Origin of the sequence: Candidatus Poriferisodalis sp. (assembly GCF_965208555.1) — a bacterium.
Taxonomy (GTDB): Bacteria; Actinomycetota; Acidimicrobiia; order Acidimicrobiales; family Poriferisodalaceae; genus Poriferisodalis.
Genome location: NZ_OZ242342.1, coordinates 2,434,118 through 2,450,058, shown reverse-complemented (window position 1 = coordinate 2,450,058; position 15,941 = coordinate 2,434,118). Strand labels below are relative to the sequence as shown.

16 protein-coding genes are annotated in these 15,941 nt (G+C 66.5%); 2 read left to right on the top strand and 14 right to left on the bottom strand.

Features of this window, described 5'->3' with window-relative positions; translation table 11 throughout:
- Positions 1 to 2 precede the first annotated feature (2 nt).
- The 5 genes from ACOGXE_RS11325 to ACOGXE_RS11305 form a co-directional block, all read right to left on the bottom strand.
- A complete protein-coding gene (locus ACOGXE_RS11325; protein WP_419931019.1) occupies positions 3 to 1,043 on the bottom strand; it encodes a glycoside hydrolase family 16 protein in 1,041 nt (346 codons plus the stop codon).
- Positions 1,043 to 1,942: a carbohydrate ABC transporter permease gene (locus tag ACOGXE_RS11320; protein ID WP_419863814.1), complete on the bottom strand. Its 900-nt coding sequence runs from the start codon at positions 1,940 to 1,942 to the stop codon at positions 1,043 to 1,045. Before ACOGXE_RS11320 ends, ACOGXE_RS11325 begins: the two co-directional genes overlap by 1 nt.
- Positions 1,939 to 2,880: a carbohydrate ABC transporter permease gene (locus tag ACOGXE_RS11315; protein WP_419863813.1), complete on the bottom strand. Its 942-nt coding sequence runs from the start codon at positions 2,878 to 2,880 to the stop codon at positions 1,939 to 1,941. The genes ACOGXE_RS11320 and ACOGXE_RS11315 overlap by 4 nt, the downstream gene beginning before the upstream one ends.
- Before the next feature lie 112 nt (positions 2,881 to 2,992).
- Positions 2,993 to 4,387 carry an ABC transporter substrate-binding protein gene (locus tag ACOGXE_RS11310; RefSeq protein ID WP_419931018.1) on the bottom strand — a complete coding sequence of 465 codons (1,395 nt, stop codon included), beginning with the start codon at positions 4,385 to 4,387 and terminating at the stop codon, positions 2,993 to 2,995.
- A gap of 205 nt (positions 4,388 to 4,592) precedes the next feature.
- Positions 4,593 to 5,636, bottom strand: coding sequence for a LacI family DNA-binding transcriptional regulator (locus tag ACOGXE_RS11305; protein ID WP_419931017.1), 1,044 nt, complete (start codon positions 5,634 to 5,636; stop codon positions 4,593 to 4,595).
- 124 nt (positions 5,637 to 5,760) lie between these two features.
- Between ACOGXE_RS11305 and ACOGXE_RS11300 the strand changes: the two genes are divergently transcribed.
- Positions 5,761 to 6,369 carry a 5-formyltetrahydrofolate cyclo-ligase gene (locus ACOGXE_RS11300; protein WP_419931016.1) on the top strand — a complete coding sequence of 203 codons (609 nt, stop codon included), beginning with the start codon at positions 5,761 to 5,763 and terminating at the stop codon, positions 6,367 to 6,369.
- Between the two features lie 28 nt (positions 6,370 to 6,397).
- On the opposite strand, the gene ACOGXE_RS11295 is transcribed toward ACOGXE_RS11300, so the two are convergent.
- Together ACOGXE_RS11295 and ACOGXE_RS11290 are read right to left on the bottom strand one after the other, a co-directional pair.
- Positions 6,398 to 7,045: a DNA-3-methyladenine glycosylase I gene (locus ACOGXE_RS11295; RefSeq protein ID WP_419931015.1), complete on the bottom strand. Its 648-nt coding sequence runs from the start codon at positions 7,043 to 7,045 to the stop codon at positions 6,398 to 6,400.
- Complete coding sequence (locus ACOGXE_RS11290; RefSeq protein ID WP_419931014.1) at positions 7,042 to 8,073, bottom strand: TIGR03617 family F420-dependent LLM class oxidoreductase; 1,032 nt, start codon at positions 8,071 to 8,073, stop codon at positions 7,042 to 7,044. The genes ACOGXE_RS11295 and ACOGXE_RS11290 overlap by 4 nt, the downstream gene beginning before the upstream one ends.
- 103 nt (positions 8,074 to 8,176) lie before the next feature.
- Between ACOGXE_RS11290 and ACOGXE_RS11285 the strand changes: the two genes are divergently transcribed.
- Entirely contained in the window at positions 8,177 to 9,535 is a 1,359-nt protein-coding gene (locus ACOGXE_RS11285) for a hypothetical protein (protein WP_419931013.1), read from the top strand.
- Positions 9,536 to 9,581: 46 nt separating this feature from the next.
- Here the strand turns inward: ACOGXE_RS11285 and ACOGXE_RS11280 are convergent, their stop codons facing one another.
- The 7 genes from ACOGXE_RS11280 to ACOGXE_RS11250 all read right to left on the bottom strand — a co-directional run bounded on the left by ACOGXE_RS11280 (position 9,582) and on the right by ACOGXE_RS11250 (position 15,767).
- Positions 9,582 to 10,049: a VOC family protein gene (locus ACOGXE_RS11280; protein ID WP_419931012.1), complete on the bottom strand. Its 468-nt coding sequence runs from the start codon at positions 10,047 to 10,049 to the stop codon at positions 9,582 to 9,584.
- 88 nt (positions 10,050 to 10,137) lie between these two features.
- Positions 10,138 to 10,656 carry a UGSC family (seleno)protein gene (locus tag ACOGXE_RS11275; RefSeq protein WP_419931011.1) on the bottom strand — a complete coding sequence of 173 codons (519 nt, stop codon included), beginning with the start codon at positions 10,654 to 10,656 and terminating at the stop codon, positions 10,138 to 10,140.
- Between the two features lie 81 nt (positions 10,657 to 10,737).
- Positions 10,738 to 11,511 (bottom strand): hypothetical protein, encoded by a 774-nt coding sequence (locus tag ACOGXE_RS11270; RefSeq protein ID WP_419931010.1) that lies wholly within the window; start codon positions 11,509 to 11,511, stop codon positions 10,738 to 10,740.
- Between the two features lie 43 nt (positions 11,512 to 11,554).
- Positions 11,555 to 12,619 (bottom strand): hypothetical protein, encoded by a 1,065-nt coding sequence (locus ACOGXE_RS11265; protein ID WP_419931009.1) that lies wholly within the window; start codon positions 12,617 to 12,619, stop codon positions 11,555 to 11,557.
- A gap of 54 nt (positions 12,620 to 12,673) precedes the next feature.
- Positions 12,674 to 13,450, bottom strand: coding sequence for a TIGR00266 family protein (locus ACOGXE_RS11260; RefSeq protein ID WP_419931008.1), 777 nt, complete (start codon positions 13,448 to 13,450; stop codon positions 12,674 to 12,676).
- A 233-nt stretch (positions 13,451 to 13,683) separates the two neighbouring features.
- Positions 13,684 to 14,832, bottom strand: coding sequence for an amidohydrolase family protein (locus tag ACOGXE_RS11255; RefSeq protein ID WP_419931007.1), 1,149 nt, complete (start codon positions 14,830 to 14,832; stop codon positions 13,684 to 13,686).
- Between the two features lie 62 nt (positions 14,833 to 14,894).
- Complete coding sequence (locus tag ACOGXE_RS11250) at positions 14,895 to 15,767, bottom strand: vWA domain-containing protein (protein WP_419931006.1); 873 nt, start codon at positions 15,765 to 15,767, stop codon at positions 14,895 to 14,897.
- Positions 15,768 to 15,941: the final 174 nt, after the last annotated feature.

Sequence of the window (15,941 nt, the reverse complement as noted above, 5' to 3'; positions counted from 1 at the left end):
GGTTACGCCCCCGCCCCTGAATCTCGCTGGTAGACGCGCACGTAGTCCACATACATCTGCACGGGGAACTCCAGGTCGAGGGCGATGGGGCCCGGGAACAGCCCGCCGACGGCCAAGTTGAGGATCAGGAAGAAGTCGCCGTCGAAGACCCACTCCCGGTTGCCCACCCCGGTGCGCGGCAGGTCGTAGTACATCTGGTCGTCGTAGAACCATCGGATGCCGTCGTAGTCCCATTCGATTGCGTAGGTGTGGAATTCGTCGGCGATCGGGTAGTCCTGGCGGAACCACTTGGACAGCCCGAGTGCCCCTGCATAGCCGGGTCCATGCACGGTGCCCAGAATCAGATCGGGCTCGCGGCCGACGTACTCCATGATGTCGATCTCGCCGACGAAGGGCCAGCGGTGCGCTTCGTCCTCGGCCCGGTGAATGAAGTCCGAGCCGAGCATCCAGAACGCCGGCCACAGCCCGGCCCCGGCCGGCACTTTGATCCGCGCTTCCATGCGCCCGTAGGAGAACTCACGCAGCCCCTGGGTGAGCATCCGGGCCGAGGTGTAGTAGGAGTTCTCGTACTTCTCCTGGTGGGCTTCGATCATCAGCAGCCCGTTCGAGACGCGGGCGTTTCGGGGGCGCGAGGTGTAGTACTGCGCTTCGCCGTTGCCCCAGCCCCAGCCCCCGATGTCATAGGTCCAATTCGACAGGTCGATCTCGTCGCCGTCGAACTCGTCGTGCCACACCAGTTCCCAGCCCGGCTCGTCGCGGATCGGGATGGGGGGCGGGGCCTCGATGGCCGGTGTGAATGCCTCGGTGGTAGTTGTGGGCGCGGCCGTGGTCGCGGCAGCGGTGGTGGTTGCTGCTGCCGTGTCCGGTGCGGCGGTGGGGGGCGTTGCCTCCGATTCCGCTGTCGTCGAGCCAGCGCAGGCGCTTGCGACGAAGGCCACGCACAGCGCAGCGCTGACCCAACGGCCGGCGGAGCCCAAGCAGTTCCGGCGTTTCGACATCAGCCCTTGACCGCCCGCGCCCAGAAGCGTCTTGCGTCGCACCATCAGCCCTTGACCGCGCCTGCGGTGAGTCCCGAGATGATGTAGCGCTGGAGGAACAGGAACAGCACCAGCATCGGCGTCATCAGGATGAGCACGGCAGCGGCCAGCGCGGGCCAGTTGCTGCCGTACAGGCCCTCGAACACGATGAGGCCTCGTGTCACGGGGTACAGGTCCTCGCTGGTCAGGTAGATGGTGGGCAGCACCAGCTCGTTCCAGATGCCGATCGCATGCAGCACCGTGACCGTCGCGATGGCGGGACGGATCAGCGGCATGACGATCTTGAAGATGAAGCGGTAGTAGCCGCAGCCGTCCACGGCCGCCGATTCGTCGAGTTCCCGCGGGATCGACTTGATGTAGTTCACGAGGATGATCAGGCCGATGGGGTTGACCAGGAACAGCAGGATGAACCCGGTCCGGGTGTTGAACAGGCCGAGGTTCAAGATGAGCTGGAACTGCGGGATCAACGCAGGCGGCAGGAACAGCGCCACGAGATACAGCAGCAAGACGTACTTGGCGCCCTTGAAGTAGCCGCGGGCAATCGGGAAGGCCACCAGTACCGAGGTGAAGACGCAGATCGCCGTCGCCACCGCGGTGTAGAAAACCGAGTTCACCAGGTAGCGGGCAATGTTGGCCTGCTCCCACGCCTCGACGAAGTTGTCGAACCCGAAGGACTCCGGCAATCCCGTCGGGTTCTTGAAGAACTCGGGCAGCGTCTTGAACGACGTGAGCACCAGCATCAGCATCGGCCCGACATAGAGCGCGGTGAACGCCAGCAGGATCGCGTAGGAGAAGATCTTGCGCCTGCGGGCGGCAGTGCGGCCGCTGCGATCCACCTGGGGCCCCTCGCCCGGTTCCGTCCCGCCGGCGCCGACGCTGGGACTGGTTTGGCTGACGACCGTCATGACAGGTACTTCTTCTCACGCCGGCTGACGAAGGCATTGGCGGCCAGCGCGATGATCAGCACCAGCATGAACAGCGCGATCGAGGCCGCTGCCGCATAGCCCTGCCTGAACGCACTGCTCACCGAGCCCGAGGTCTGCCCGAACCCTTCCGCGAAGACGAGGTAGCCGAGCACCTGGGTGCCCGGCCGGTAGCCGATCAGCACCAGGAACAGCTGCCACGCCTGCAAGGAGCCGACGATGTTCAGCAGGAAGTTCGTGTTGACCGCCGGCGTGAGCAGCGGCCAGGTCACGTTGCGGAAGAGCTGCCAGCCGCTCGCCCCGTCGATGCGCGCTGCCTCATAGAGGCTCTCGGGGATGGTCTGCATGCCGGCCAGGAAGATCACCATCGTGATGCCGACATTGGCCCAGATCTGCACCACGATGACCCAGGCGAACGCTTGGCGGGGCTGCCCTCCGAGGAACTCCGAGCTCCAGCCGATCCACGAGAACATCTCCGCCACCGGTCCGCCCCCCGGCAGCAGGAACAGCTTCCAGATGAGGCCTTGGATGGCCACGCCCAGGATGACCGGCATGAAGAAGATCGTGCGGAAGATCGTCCTGCCGCGCAGCCGGGTGTTCAGCAGCACCGCGAGCAGCAACCCGAGACAGAACTGGATCGTGGTGACGAAGAAGCAGAAGATCAGCGTGCGCCGCAGCGCGGCGATGTTGTCGCGGGATGCGGCGCCCCGGAAGAGGAACTCGTCGTAGTTCTCGAACCCGAGCCAGTTGATGGCGATGCCACGGATGCCGGTGGCATCGGTGAACGAGTACACCGCTGTCGCCAGCGACGGGCCGACCGCGATGAGCAGGTACAGCCCGAACCCGGGCAGCAGCAGCAGGATCGGGGCCGCGCTCTTCCATCCACGGGCAAACAGGTAGTCGCGTGTGACGATCTTCATGCGACCCGTCGCCTCCGATCAAGGGAGGGGGTGCGGGCATCCTGCCTATCCGGACAGGACGGACAGGATGCCCGCACCGCTGTAGGGAGGGCTCTTGAACTCCTCGGCAGAACTAGTTGGCGTCGAGACCGGCCTGCAGGTCGGCTTGGGCCTGGGAAGCCAGTGCGACGTGGTCTGTCCACTCGTTGAAGGGTGAGAACCACGCAGCTGCCTGTGAGCCGTTCGCCCACTGGCCTGCGCCGGCCGGTGCTACCCAGTACTGCTCGAAGCCGACCCGGTAGTTCGCCAGGAACGGAGCGACCTCGCGGCCCAGGTGGGTGTCGAGCACGGCGGTCGGCTGGGTCGGGATGAACCCGACGGCATTGGCGAACGCCTGGTAGTTGTCAGGCGCGGAGAAGGCCTCGAGGTAGGCGAGTGCTGCTTCGGGGTGCGGCGTGTCGGCCGCAATGGCCCAGCCCTGGTCGTACTTGCCGAACAGGTACTGGTTGTCCTCGGCATTGTCGCTGCCCGGGAACGGGACATAGGTCCAGTCGAAGTCGGGCTCCGCGCTCTCGAGGGCAGGTGCCTGCCACACGCCGGTGGGCATGAAGGCCACGTCGCCGGCTGCGTAGCGGGGCGGACCGGCGTCATGGGACAGCCCCGTCACGCCCTCTTCGAGCATGTCGGAGGTGTAGATCTGCATCCGGCGGAACATCTCGACGGACTGGTCGTTGTCCCAGGTGATGTCTCCTGTCCACAGGCCCTCGACGAGCGCCTCCTGATCGGGATACATCGCGCCGAGCAGGCCGTACGCGCCGACGAACACGGGCCAGCCGTCGGCACCGCCGACGGTCATGCACTCGTTGCCGGCGGCCTTGACGACCTCGCAGGCAGTGACCAGCTCGCCCCAGGTGGTCGGCACGTCGAGGCCATTGGCCGCGAGCAGGTCCTTGTTGACGAACATGCCGCTGTAGGAGACACGGCCGAGGTTGATGGAATAGACCTTGCCGTTGAACGAGCCGGCGTCGGCGATGGTGGCCTCGTCGTAGTTGTCGACGAACGGCTGCCCGGTGATATCCATCAGCAGCCCCGCCTCGATGAGCGTCTGCCAGTTAGGCGGCACGGCACCGGACATGTAGGCCTGCGCGGCGTTCGAGAAGCCGAAGATGCCGACGACGTCAATGTCGCCAGCCGACAGGCGGGTCTGTGTCGCAATGGACAGGTCGCCTGCCTCGACGACCGAGAGGTCGATCGTGATGTGCGGATGCGACGCCTCGAACGACTCGTTGAACGCTTCCATGAACTCCACCATGGGCGGGTTCTGGTGGACGAGCACGCGTAGCGTGACATCTTCCTGCATCTCCGCTTCGGGCTCGGGCTCTGGGTCGGCGGGCGCCTCAGTGGCCGCTGGGGCTGGAGCCGCAGTGGTCGCACTCGAGTCGCCGTCGTCGTCGCTGCCGCACGCGGCCCCTATCAGGCCGAACGCGAGCAGGACGGCACAGAGCCGCCAGATAGTTATTTTCTTCATGGGGTTTCCCTTTTGGTTGTGACCACGCTGGGTGTGGCCGGGTGTGTGGTGGACAGATCAGTGGTGCGGGTGAGCGGACCACCGCCGCAGGCCCAAGGCGCTGAGCGGGCGCGGCGGGCGGCGTGGCCGCTCTCGAATCGGCCGTCGTTATGGGAGCGCTCCCACAACAGTGCAAACTTCGGAGCGGCGGGCGGCGACTGCACGTTCAGGACGCCCCGGCCGGTGCGGCTGCTGGCAACGCAGCGCCGCAGGTTTCTCGAATGACGAGCTCGGTCGGGAATACCACCGACTCCGCGCTGGTGAGCTGGCCGTCCAGCACCGACTTCAGCAGCCAGACCGCTCGCTCACCCACCTCTTGCACCGGCTGAGCCACCGAGGTGAGCCGGGGCACAACCATGTCGGCGGGGATGATGCCGTCGAAGGAGACCACGGCGACGTCTTCGGGGCACCGCAGATCTGCCTCGCGGATCGCCTGCAGCGCCCCGACCGCCATGCGGTCCGAGCCGACGAAGACCGCATCGGGACGGCGCTCCAGCAACTCAGCCATTGCTCTGCGGCCGGCGGCCTCGGTCCAGTCGCCTTCCCTGATGCGGCCGTCGATGCTGAGACCCGCTTCGGCGAGCCCGTCGAGGAAGCCGCTGCGGCGGTCCACGCCTGCGCTGGTGTTCGAGGGCGGTGCGATGAGTGCAGGGCGCTGGCGCCCGAGCTGCGCAAAATGCAGTGCTGCAGACCGGGCACCGCCGCGGTTGTCGGCATCGACGGAGAAGACCGCGCTCAGATTGTCGGGCCGGCCGATGACGACGAATGGCATGTTGGCGTCACGCAAGTGGTCGATCAGCGGGTCGGCCATGCGCGTCGCCGTGACGATGACGCCGTCGACAAGTCCAGGATTGACGACCCGGGAGATGATGGCGCTCTCGTCGATTTCGTCACCGAAGACGAACAATGCGAGGGTCATGTCGAGGCCGTTCATCGCATCGCTGGCGCCGAGGATCAGTCGCCCGAAGTACGGGTCGTTGAAGAGCGTGCCTGCTTCGCTCGGGATGACCAGGCCGATCACCCCGGTCTGACGCGACGCCAGCGATCGAGCAGCGGCGTGGGGCCGGTAGCCGGTTTCCGCGATGACGGCTTCCACCCTCCGCTTGGTCTTGGCGCTGACGTTGGGCTCGCCGTTGACGACACGCGAGACCGTGGAGCGCGAAACGCCAGCTCGACGGCCGATTTCTTCCAGATTGAGGCGTGCAGCCATACAGCTCCTTTGGGAGCGCTCCCAGAACTTAGTCAGACCAACGCAACGTTGTCAAGCTCAAGCTTCCAAGCAGTTTGCGGCGTCTGATCACCCTGCAACCGAACGGAGTCCTAGCGTTTCACCGATGGGCGACACACCTGGGGCTGATGCTTCGAAGGCTGACTGGCGTCGGTGGGTTCGGAATCACCGGCAGACAGTCTCCGCGGCGCCGACAGCGGCCGTGGTGGCAGGGCTTCGGACGTTCATCGAGGCATTCGACGAGCGCTCGGCTGCCGTCGCCGGTCGGCCCGTGCCCCCGGGAGCCAATCTGATCCTCTTCTACCGGGCGATGCCGGACGAGCTATCACTGGACAGCTTGGCAGACGCCGCCGGCTGGCAGCGCTTCGCGGTCACCCGCACTCCCCCGGCCGGTCCGCTCACATTGCACCCGGCCATCGGGGCGATGGAGCAGCACCGGTACGGCTTCCCGCAGCCCACGGCCGACGCATTCGAGTTGCAGCCCCGGCACATGTCGCTGGCACTGGTGCCCGGCGTGGCCTTCGACCGCCACGGCACCCGGCTGGGCCACGGCGTCGGCTACTTCGACGAGTTGCTCGCCAGGCTGCCCGAAGACTGCCCCCGTGTCGGCGTGGCCCTCAGAGAACTCGTCTTCGACCGGCTGCCTTCCGAGCCTCACGACGTGCCGATGACCCATCTGGCCACAGAGGACGGCGTCGTCACCGTAGAGCCCTAGTCGCCCGGCGCAACTCATGGGTCGTCGGCTACCTCGGTCGTTCCAGGCCGGTTCGGGCTGCTTCGACGACGGGCCGCCGGTGGCAGCCCTCGAGATGATCATTCACGATGCCCGAAGCCTGCATGAGCGCGTAGCAGGTGGTCGGGCCGACAAACCGCCAGCCCAGCTTGCGCAGCGCCGTGCTGAGGGCAGTCGAGTGGGGCGTCGACGGCATCGAGATGAGTGATGGGTAGTCGACGACCGCCGGTCGATCCTCGGGACCCGGCTCGAAAGACCAGAAGAATGCAGCTAGGCTGCCGTGCACCTCGATCGTGTCGAGGGCAGCACGGGCGTTGTTGATGGTCGCTTCGATCTTGCCGCGGTGCCGCACGATCCCCGCATCGTTCAGCAAGCGCTCGATGTCTGCCTCGTCGAAGCCGGCCACCACCTCGAAGTCGAATCCGGCGAAGGCTGCCCGGAAGTTCTCCCGTTTGCGCAGGATCGTCAGCCACGACAGCCCCGCCTGGAAGCCTTCGAGGCACATCTTCTCGTAGAGGCGCACGTCGTCGACCACCGGCATGCCCCACTCGGTGTCGTGATATGCCTCGTAATCGTCGTGGCCTTCGCCCCACCAGCAGGCCAGCGAGCCGTCAGCCCGCCGCCTCAACCCCTCTGGTACTTCGGCGGCTCGGCTCACGCGGCGGCGGCGACGGCCTCTGCGATGGCGTCGTTGGTGGGTGTCGGGCCGTAGAACATCATCGTCGTGCGGTCGGCGAAGGTGTTGCGCTCGGCGATCTGGGCACCGACCTCGGCGGGCGTGCCGGACACCACGATGAGATCCAGCAGATCGTCGTCGATGAGGTCGCTCATCTCTCGCCAATTGCCCTGCTTGGACAAGGTGTTCAGACGCGGCTGCAGATCTTCGTAACCATGATGATCGAGCGCGCCCGCATAGGCGGGTGTCGACCCGTAGAACGCGAGCTGGCCAGCGGCGGAGCGGCGTGCCTTGTCGATCTGCTCGTCGTTCTCGCCCATCGCGACAATCGTCAGGCATGCAACGGTGACCTCGCCGACGTCGCGTCCTGCCGATTCGGCGCCCGCTGCCATCGCCGGCAGCGTGACATCGGTCATGAACTGGGCGGTGTGGAACGGATGCACGAAGAACCCGTCCGCCGCCGCACCGATGACCTCGACCATGCGGGGACCGACTCCGGCCACGTAGATCGCCGGCGGCTCCATGCCGATGGGACCCGGGTTGAAGAACGGCGTCATGAGCGTGTGGGTGTAGAACTCGCCTCGGTGGTTGAGCCGCTCGCCGGTCTCGAAGGTGTGCCAGATGGCGCGCACCGCCTCGATGTACTCACGCATTCGCTCAGCGGGGCGTGACCACTGCTCGCTGTAGCGCTTGGTGATGTGCGGTCGGATCTGCGTTCCGAGCCCCAGGATGAAGCGGCCGCCGCTCATGCGGTGCAGGTCCCACGCGGTGACGGCGCACGTCATCGGGTTGCGAGCGAACGCAACCGCAATTGCCGTTCCGAGTTCGATGCTCTCGGTGCGCTCTGCCGCCAGCGCCAACGGCAGGAATGGGTCATGCGACGCTTCGAACGACCACGCCGCCGACAGTCCCATCTCCTCGAACTGCGCTGCTTCGTCTGCGCAGCCTCCCGGAGTCGACGCAGTCGTCGCACCGTCGATCCGATGCTGTGCTGTTCCGGTCGTATTCATTGAATGGGCCTCCTGGTCGCTCTCAGCTCGCGGCTCGCTGACAAGTGCCTGTTGTCGAACCGGGTGAATCTTGCCCTATCGGGGGTCCATAGGCTGCGGCGTCGTGCGGCACCGTCCGGATCGGCTGTTCCTGCTGACAGGCGGCGTGCAAGGCTTGGCATTCTCGTGGGGCCTGCCAGCGATGGTCTGGTGGGTGGTGGATCTGCGGCTGTCGCCATTCCGGCTTGCGGTGCTCGGCACCGCGCTGGTGCTGTCGATTCTCGTGACCGAGACGCCGACTGGCGTGGTTGCTGACCTCTATAGCCGCAAGTACTCCGTGGTCGCGGCCTACGTCGTGATGGGCGCGGCAATGGCTTTGGGCCCCGTCACCGAGCTGTTCGGCGTTCTCGTCATCTGGCAAGTGCTGTGGGGTGTCGGCTGGACGCTGCAGAGCGGCGCTGCCACAGCGTGGATGACCGACGAGCTCGCCCACCACGCCTCACATTCGCACCGCAGTGCCGCGCTGATGCCCGTCGAGTCCTCGACCTCGGGCGACGACACCGAAGCAGATGACAGCGGCAGCACCCGCAGCGATCACAGCCGCCAGGTGGACGGGCTCATCGTGCGCCATGCCATCTTCCGTTCCGTGGGCGTCATGGTCGGTCTTGTCGCCGCCACCGCCATGGGCGCCTGGTCGGTCCGGGGGTCGATGGCCGTGATGGGGATGCTGGCGATCGCAGCAGCCGGCTACCTGGCCATCATGATGCCCGAAGCCGGGTTCGAGTCGCCGCGGCGCCGGGCCAGCGGCGCACCCAGACCCGCCCATACCAGCGCTTGGAAAGACGCGATCGCGCTCTGGAAACGAGGCGCACGGCTTGTCCGTCGCAATCCGTCGCTGCTGGCAGTGACCCTGTCAGCCACGATCGCCGCCGGAGCGTGGGAAGCCAACGATCGTCTCTCCGCCCTGCGGCTGTTCGATCTGGGCCTCACCCAGCTCGATGGCCGGGAGGCGGTGCTGTTCTTCGGCGCAGTCTGGTTCGTCATGTCCGCACTGGCGATCCCGATGATGGCGTGGCTGCGCCGGCGCCTTGATCAAGCCGACCAGCGAACCGCTCGGCGGGACGCCTTCCTGCTCGCGCGATTCCTGACGATCGCCGCAGCAGGCGCGCTGGCGCTGGCGCTGAGCCCGTGGTTCACGATCGCTCTCATCGGCTGGGCCATTCTCGACGTGGCCGGCGAGACGGCGTACTCGCTCACCGAAGCGATGGCGAACCGCCACACCGACTCGTCAGTTCGCGCCACGGTGGTCTCATTCGTCGGGCAATCCCAGGCGGTGGGAGAAGTGTCGATCGGCTTGGCCTTGGGAACGGTGGCGCAGATCGTCTCAGTGCCGTTCGCGCTGGCGATCGCTGCAGCGCTGTTCGCCGTCTCCGCAGCGCCAGCAGCAATCGTCGGGTGGCGCACGGACGGTGCCGTGCAGTGATCCGCAGCGCCGGAGGGAGCCGAGGATCAGGGTCGGTCAGGCTCTGTCAGCCTTCGCCCATCTCAGCCATGGCGGCTTCCGAGCGGCGTGCCATCTCGTCGGCATCGATGTCTTCGATGTGGGTCGCGAGGTTCCAGCGATGGCCCCACGGATCCTCGATCATGCCGGAGCGGTCGCCGTAGAACTGGTCCACGATCGGCCGCACCTCGGTGGCGCCCGCCGCGAGCGCAGCCGCATGTGTGGCGTCGACGTCTTCCACATACAGGCTCAGTTGCATCGGCGAGCCGCCGTAGTGCTTGGGCGAGTGGAACTCCATCTCCGGAAACTCGTCGGCCACCATGATGAGCGAGTCGCCCAATTGCAACTCCGAGTGGCCGATCTTGCCGCCCATGTCGATGCGCATCCGCTCGGTAAAACCCAGAATCTCGGTGTAGAACGCGATGGCGTCTGCGGCACCGTCGATGCTCATCGACACCGAGATGCGCGGGTAGTCGTCGGGGATGGGATTCACCATCGTGCTCTGCTCCTGGGTTCGAGACGCCCGGCGGATGGGCCGGAGCGTTCGTCGGTGCGGCCCGCCGGTCTGCGGGCGCAGCCCGAAGCTAGTGCGCTAGCAGCACCTTGACGGCCTGCTCTACCGCCGTTGCGGCCCGGGCTTCGAGCCCTGCGTCATCGGCGCTGGCGATGGGGTGCTCGATCACGGTGAACGGATGGTCCGGCACGCCCTGCACCCGAGCCATCAGCTCGGCGGCACTCACAAAGGCACTGGTCATCACGCTGATCGCAGGCACGCCGACCCGTTCGGCAGCGACGGCGTCGTGCAGACTGCACGACGAGCAGCTGCCTCAGTCGCCCACGCCGGCCAGCACGGCGTCCCAGCCCATCGCCTCGGCCAGCAGCTCATGCTGGGCAGGCGCGCTGTAGTTGGGCTTGATCCGGCGGATCACCTTGGCCACGCCGTGGCGGTCGCGCAGGAGCCGTTCCATGTGGTCGAAGAACGGCCGGGTGTTCTCCTTGCCATTCGAGATGATCCCGATGGTGGCGCCTTCGAGCGTGGCGAGCCGCGCCGGTGCTGCGAACCCTTCCGGATCCTGTTCGTGAGTCGGGTTCAGCAGTTCCACCCTGCCCTCCTTGTTGGCCTGAGTCGACAACTTGCCTCGGCGAGCACCGGTCAGCTACATGCTGCCATGAGCTGATCAGTGTCAGCCATTGATGTTGTCGAAGCCTGCGTACAGGAATTCGAACACCGCGCCAGCGGGGTCGCTCGCCGCGACGATCTCCGCGTACGGCAACGAGGCCCCGCCGAACGCTGCGTCGTTCCAATACGGATCACTGCGATCCACCTCGCCCCACGGCCCCACGTAGGCGTAGGGGAAGGAGTGCCCAGCATCACCGGGCGACAGGCCATAGGTGGCCCGTGTCTCAGCATCGCCGATGGCCGTCGCAATGTCGAAGTGCCCCGGCCAGAGCTGGATCTCGTCGGGCTCGACCGTGTCGGGCAGCTCGTGCAACTGACCGAGCGCCCGCTTGCCGAGACGGAACCACGCCGCCAGGTGCGCGCCCATCTCGGGGCTGACGCGCAGCCAGCGATCGGGATCGCCCAGTTCGGGGCTGTCGTGTTCGCGCGCCTCGGTACCGGGCGACACACCCGCGAACGCTGCTGCTGCATTCAGCGTGGTGATAGGCATGGCACGCTCCACGCCGCCCTCGGTGGCGAACAGCTCATCGCCGTCGACCCACACCTGGCACTCCATCTCACCAGCACGGCCCATCGTCACCTGGAAGACCGGCGTGCCGAAGCCCACCTCGAGGCTGCGCAAGCCGAACCGGCCGGTGGCCGCCCAGCGCGCCTCGCCGAGCACGGCATACGCCAGCCGGTGGTAGTCCTCGACCGACGCGAGGTAGTGGTCTGGCAGCTCAGCTAACAGCCCGGAGTAGCCGGTCGCCGGCAGTTGCGAGCTGCGGACATCGTTCATGGTCGGAGTTTGGCGCGACTAACGGCCTGATTGGTCGCGTAGATCAGCTGATCTCGCAATCCACGCAGGCGCCGACCGCCACCGTGGCTGCGTGGCTTCGGGTGCCGAGCCAGGGCGGGATGACCGCTGCGAAGCCGCCTGCCGGCCCGCCTGCGGCAACGATCAGCAGATCTTCCGGCGATTCGAGCGCCGGATAGGTGCGCTCGGCACGGTCCTTGACGACCGCTCCCTTGCCGACGGCCGCCCAGTCGCCTCGGCGCACCTGGGCCCGCTCGTACACGCAGGCAGCGATGTCGTGCTTGGTCCAGCCGGCCGTGTCGAAGTGGGTCCGCAGCTGCGGGGGCAGCACTACCACGTAGTTGCCCGGCCAGATGGAGTAGTTGAGCTGGTTGGCGCGAATCTCAGCAGCGAGGGTCTCGCACAGTTCGGCGGGGTCGGTGGTCCACTCGTTCATGACCTGTCGGGGCGCCATCGAGGCCACTGCGGTCACCGACGACACATGGCCTCGCTCGGCGGGTGCGGTGCCGAGCCGCTGATCGCCCAGCGACACCCAGCCGGTCGCCTCCTCGTCCTCGGCGATGCAGTAGCCGAGCTTGCCGGGATGGCCGAGGGTGGAGCGGTCGATGCCGCCAGGCCTGACATCGAGCACGTTGGCCAGCACCAGCCGCACTGCCCGTGCGATGACGGCGCGCGACCGGTCGGCTCCCCCGAGCACGCTGAACGTGGCGTCCATGGCCAGCTCCTGCCGGATGGGGCCGTTGACGATCAGCAGCACCGCGCACCCGCCCGTGGACGCCGTGGGCCCATGGAGGCCGAACTCGGGTTGCAGCAGGGCCGTGAGGGCAGTCACGACGACCGGGAAGTGCGGCGGCAGGCATCCCGCCATGACGGCATTGACGGCTGCTTTCTCCGCGGTGATGGCCCGTGCCCGCACCGGCTCGATGCCGATGAGATGATCCGGCGGCAGCATCGCCCAATCCAGGCACGCCGCCACAGATTCGTCGGTGGGCGGCACCACGGGTAGCCCGTCAGTCCAGCCGCGCGAGTGAAACGCCTCCTGTGCCTCGAAGAGGTCGTCGACCGTGACCCGGCCCGATGCAAGCTTCACCGGCAAGACCCTACGCCTCGGTCGGTTGGCGCGGACCGTCAAGGGCCAGTGTGTCTAGCTCCGTTCCAGCCAGCCCGACAGGACGCCACGCGAGTCATCAGACGCCGGACCGACTGCGTTGGCGAGCACCCGTGACGACAGACGCTCGAACGGCAGCGACTGGAGCCACACCCAGCCGCTCCCCGACACGGTCGCAAGGAACAGACCCTCGCCGCCGAAGAACATCGACTTGAGGTTGCCGGCGCGCTCGATCGAGTACTGCAGCGACGGTTGCATGGCGACCAGGCAGCCGGTGTCGAGCCTGACAGTCTGATTGTTGAGCTGAATCGCTCTGATCGATCCGCCTGCATGCAGGAACGCCATGCCATCGCCCGACAGGCGCTGGAGCACAAACCCCTCCCCGCCGAAGAGTCCGGTACCGATGCCCCGCTGGAAGGCGATGTCGATCTTCGTCCCCAGTGCGGCGCACAGGAATGCGTCTCGCTGGGCAATGATCTCGCCGCCCATCTTGGCCAGGTCCACCGGGATGATCTTGCCGGGGTAGGCCGCAGCGAACGCCGCCTTGACCTTGCCGTGCCCACCGGTGTTGGTGAAGTGGGTGATGAACAAGCCTTCGCCCGTCATGGCTCGCTTGCCGGCCGACTTGAGCTTGCCCCACAGGCCCGCATCGGGCTCGGAGCCGTCGCCCATCTTGGATTCGAACGTGACGCCGTCCTCGAGGTACATCATCGTGCCGGCCTCGCCGATGACCGTTTCGCCGGGGTCCAGCTCGACCTCGACGAACTGCAGGTCGTCACCGAAGACTTCGTAGTCGACTTCGTGGCTTTGCATGGAGGGGGCTCCTGAAATCTGAGCCGCGGCCGAGCGCGCGCGGCGCCTGTGCCCACCGTACCCGTCGGTCTCATGAAGTCCGGGACGCGATTCATGCTGAGATGCAGTTGCTCCTGAGGCGCGGTCGAGCCCGGGACGCGGGCGAACCCGGGGCGCGGTTGATGACTCCGTTCGGGCTGCCGGCTTGACTGTGTCGACGGCTCAGTCTCAACGGCTCTGATCAGACGCCGGTCTCAGGCTGCAGCAGCCGCCAAGCGGTCGCCGCCGACGGGCAGCTTCGACAGGTCGATGTCGTACAGCTCGGCCGAGTTATTGCAGAGGATGTCGCGCTGCTGCTCCGGCGTGAGGTGCGCCGAGTGCTCGTCCAGCAGCTCCTGGCTCCACGGCCAGGTGCTGTCTGAGTGCGGGAAGTCGTTCGCCCACAGGAGCCGCTTGTGGTTGACGTCGTTGACCATCTTGAAGGCGACCCAGTCGTCTTGGAACGTGGTGTAGATGTGCTCGCTGAAGTACTCGCTGGGCAGCTTGGAGAGTTCCTGTCCCGGCGGCAGCCAGTACCGGTGGCGCTTGTAGGCATGGTCCATCCGGTACATGTAGTGCGGCACCCAGCCGGCATCGGCCTCCACGCAGACCACCCGCAAGCCGGGATTGCGCTCGAACACTCCCCCGAACACCAGCGTGCCCATGATGTCCTGGTTGGCCCGGATGATGGTCATGAAGGCGTTCGCCTTCGGACCCCGAGGCCGGCCTTGGCCGCGGCTGGTGAGGATGTGCCACGACACGGGCAGATTGAGGTCGACAGCGGCCTGCCAGAACGGATCCCAGCGGGGGTCGTCGAAGTCGAACTCCGTGTGCGGGTTGCCCGACATCATCACGCCGCGCATGCCCGCTTCGGCCATGGCCTCGATGTCGCTGATGGCCTCTTCCACCGAGCGGAGTGCGGTCTGGCCCACCGCCAGCAGCCGGTCGGTGTCCACCGAGCAGTAGTCGGCGATCCACCGGTTGTAGGCGTCCATGGCCGCCTTCTTGTAATCCGGATCGGAGTGGTTGCACAGCACCATGCCCACCGACGGGTAGATCACCTCAGCAGAAACACCGTCGCGATCCTGGTCGGCGGTCCGCGTGGCCGGGTCGTAGCTGCTGGCCGGCAGCTCCTCATACGCCGCGCTGCGCTTCAGCTCCTCAGGTTTCTGACCGGCGGCGGCGATGAGGCCCATGTCGATGGTGCGCTTCATGCCATCGATGACATAGACGTCGCCGCGCTCCTCGGTCCACTCCACCCGCGGCGCGACATCCCGCCACTTCGGCTCGATGTAGTCGACGTAGGTGTTGCGCGCCTCAGCGATGTGCGAGTCGGCCGAGATGATTGGATAGTCGACGTCCACGTTCCCCTCCAGGTCCAGCCCCGCTGGGGAGCGTACCTACGGCGGGCCAGGCGCCGCTGAGATCAGGCGGAGCGCCGCCGCATTCCCTCCTCGGCCTCGCGTACTCCCCCGAAGAAGTCGTCGTCGGGCGCAGAACCCACAGTGGCGTGCATCGTTCGCCGCTCGCTGTAGGCCCGGCTCACCGACGCGAATGCCTCGCCGACACCTTCGTCGGAGGCCTCATAGTTCTGCACGTTTCCGGGCTCGACTCCCAGCCGAGCGCCCTCGAAGTATGAGTCTTGGTTGGCACCCATGAAGACGAACGCCCAACCCTGCTCGCGCCGGCTGCTGATGAGCCAGTGGATATCGGCCCAAGCGAAGTCGGTGCTTGCGTTCTCAAGGCCATCGGTAACGATCACGACAGTTTGATCCTCGGGCGCCTTGCCAGATTTGCTGCGTCGCTTCGCTCGCTCATCGGCCCGCCCGATCAGCGAGCCGATCGCATCCAGAAGAGGCGTCGCGGCGCGGGGGCGATACTGCTCCACTGACAGCGGGCACGCCTTGTTCACCGGCACAGCGTCGGCGAGGATCTCGAACGGATCCTCGGAATCGAACTGGACGAGGGTGATCTTGCACTTGCCAGGCAGAGCGGCCTGTTCCGCGATGAGCCTGTTGACGCCGTGCACGACCGCTACCTCAAGGCCAGACATCGACCCGGACCGATCAAGCAGCATCCACGCCTTCGACCGGTCAGATGTCGACCCCTTGCCGCCCTTCTTGCTGGCCTTGGTCTTGCTGCGACTCGTGGCCTGCTTGCCGCTCGTGGCGTTCTCGGTACCCGTCGCCTGCTGTGTTGGTTCAGCCGCAGCTCCGCTCTCGCCGTCGCGCGCCCACGGTGCCGTGCTGCTCCGCTCGAGCTCTCCGTTTAGCCCACCGTTGGTTGATGATGTTCCCATTCTCTTTCCTCTCATCCAGACCCCGCCTCGTCCGCTGAAAGAGCCGATCTCGCCGGGTTGCGGGGCCGCTGATCGGCCGCCGCCTGACTGGTATCCAAGGTAAGGAGGGGGTGTTACATCAATGCCCTGAGGGCCAGCAGAGCAGCTGTGAGGCGCGGAAGCCCGCCTCGCCCG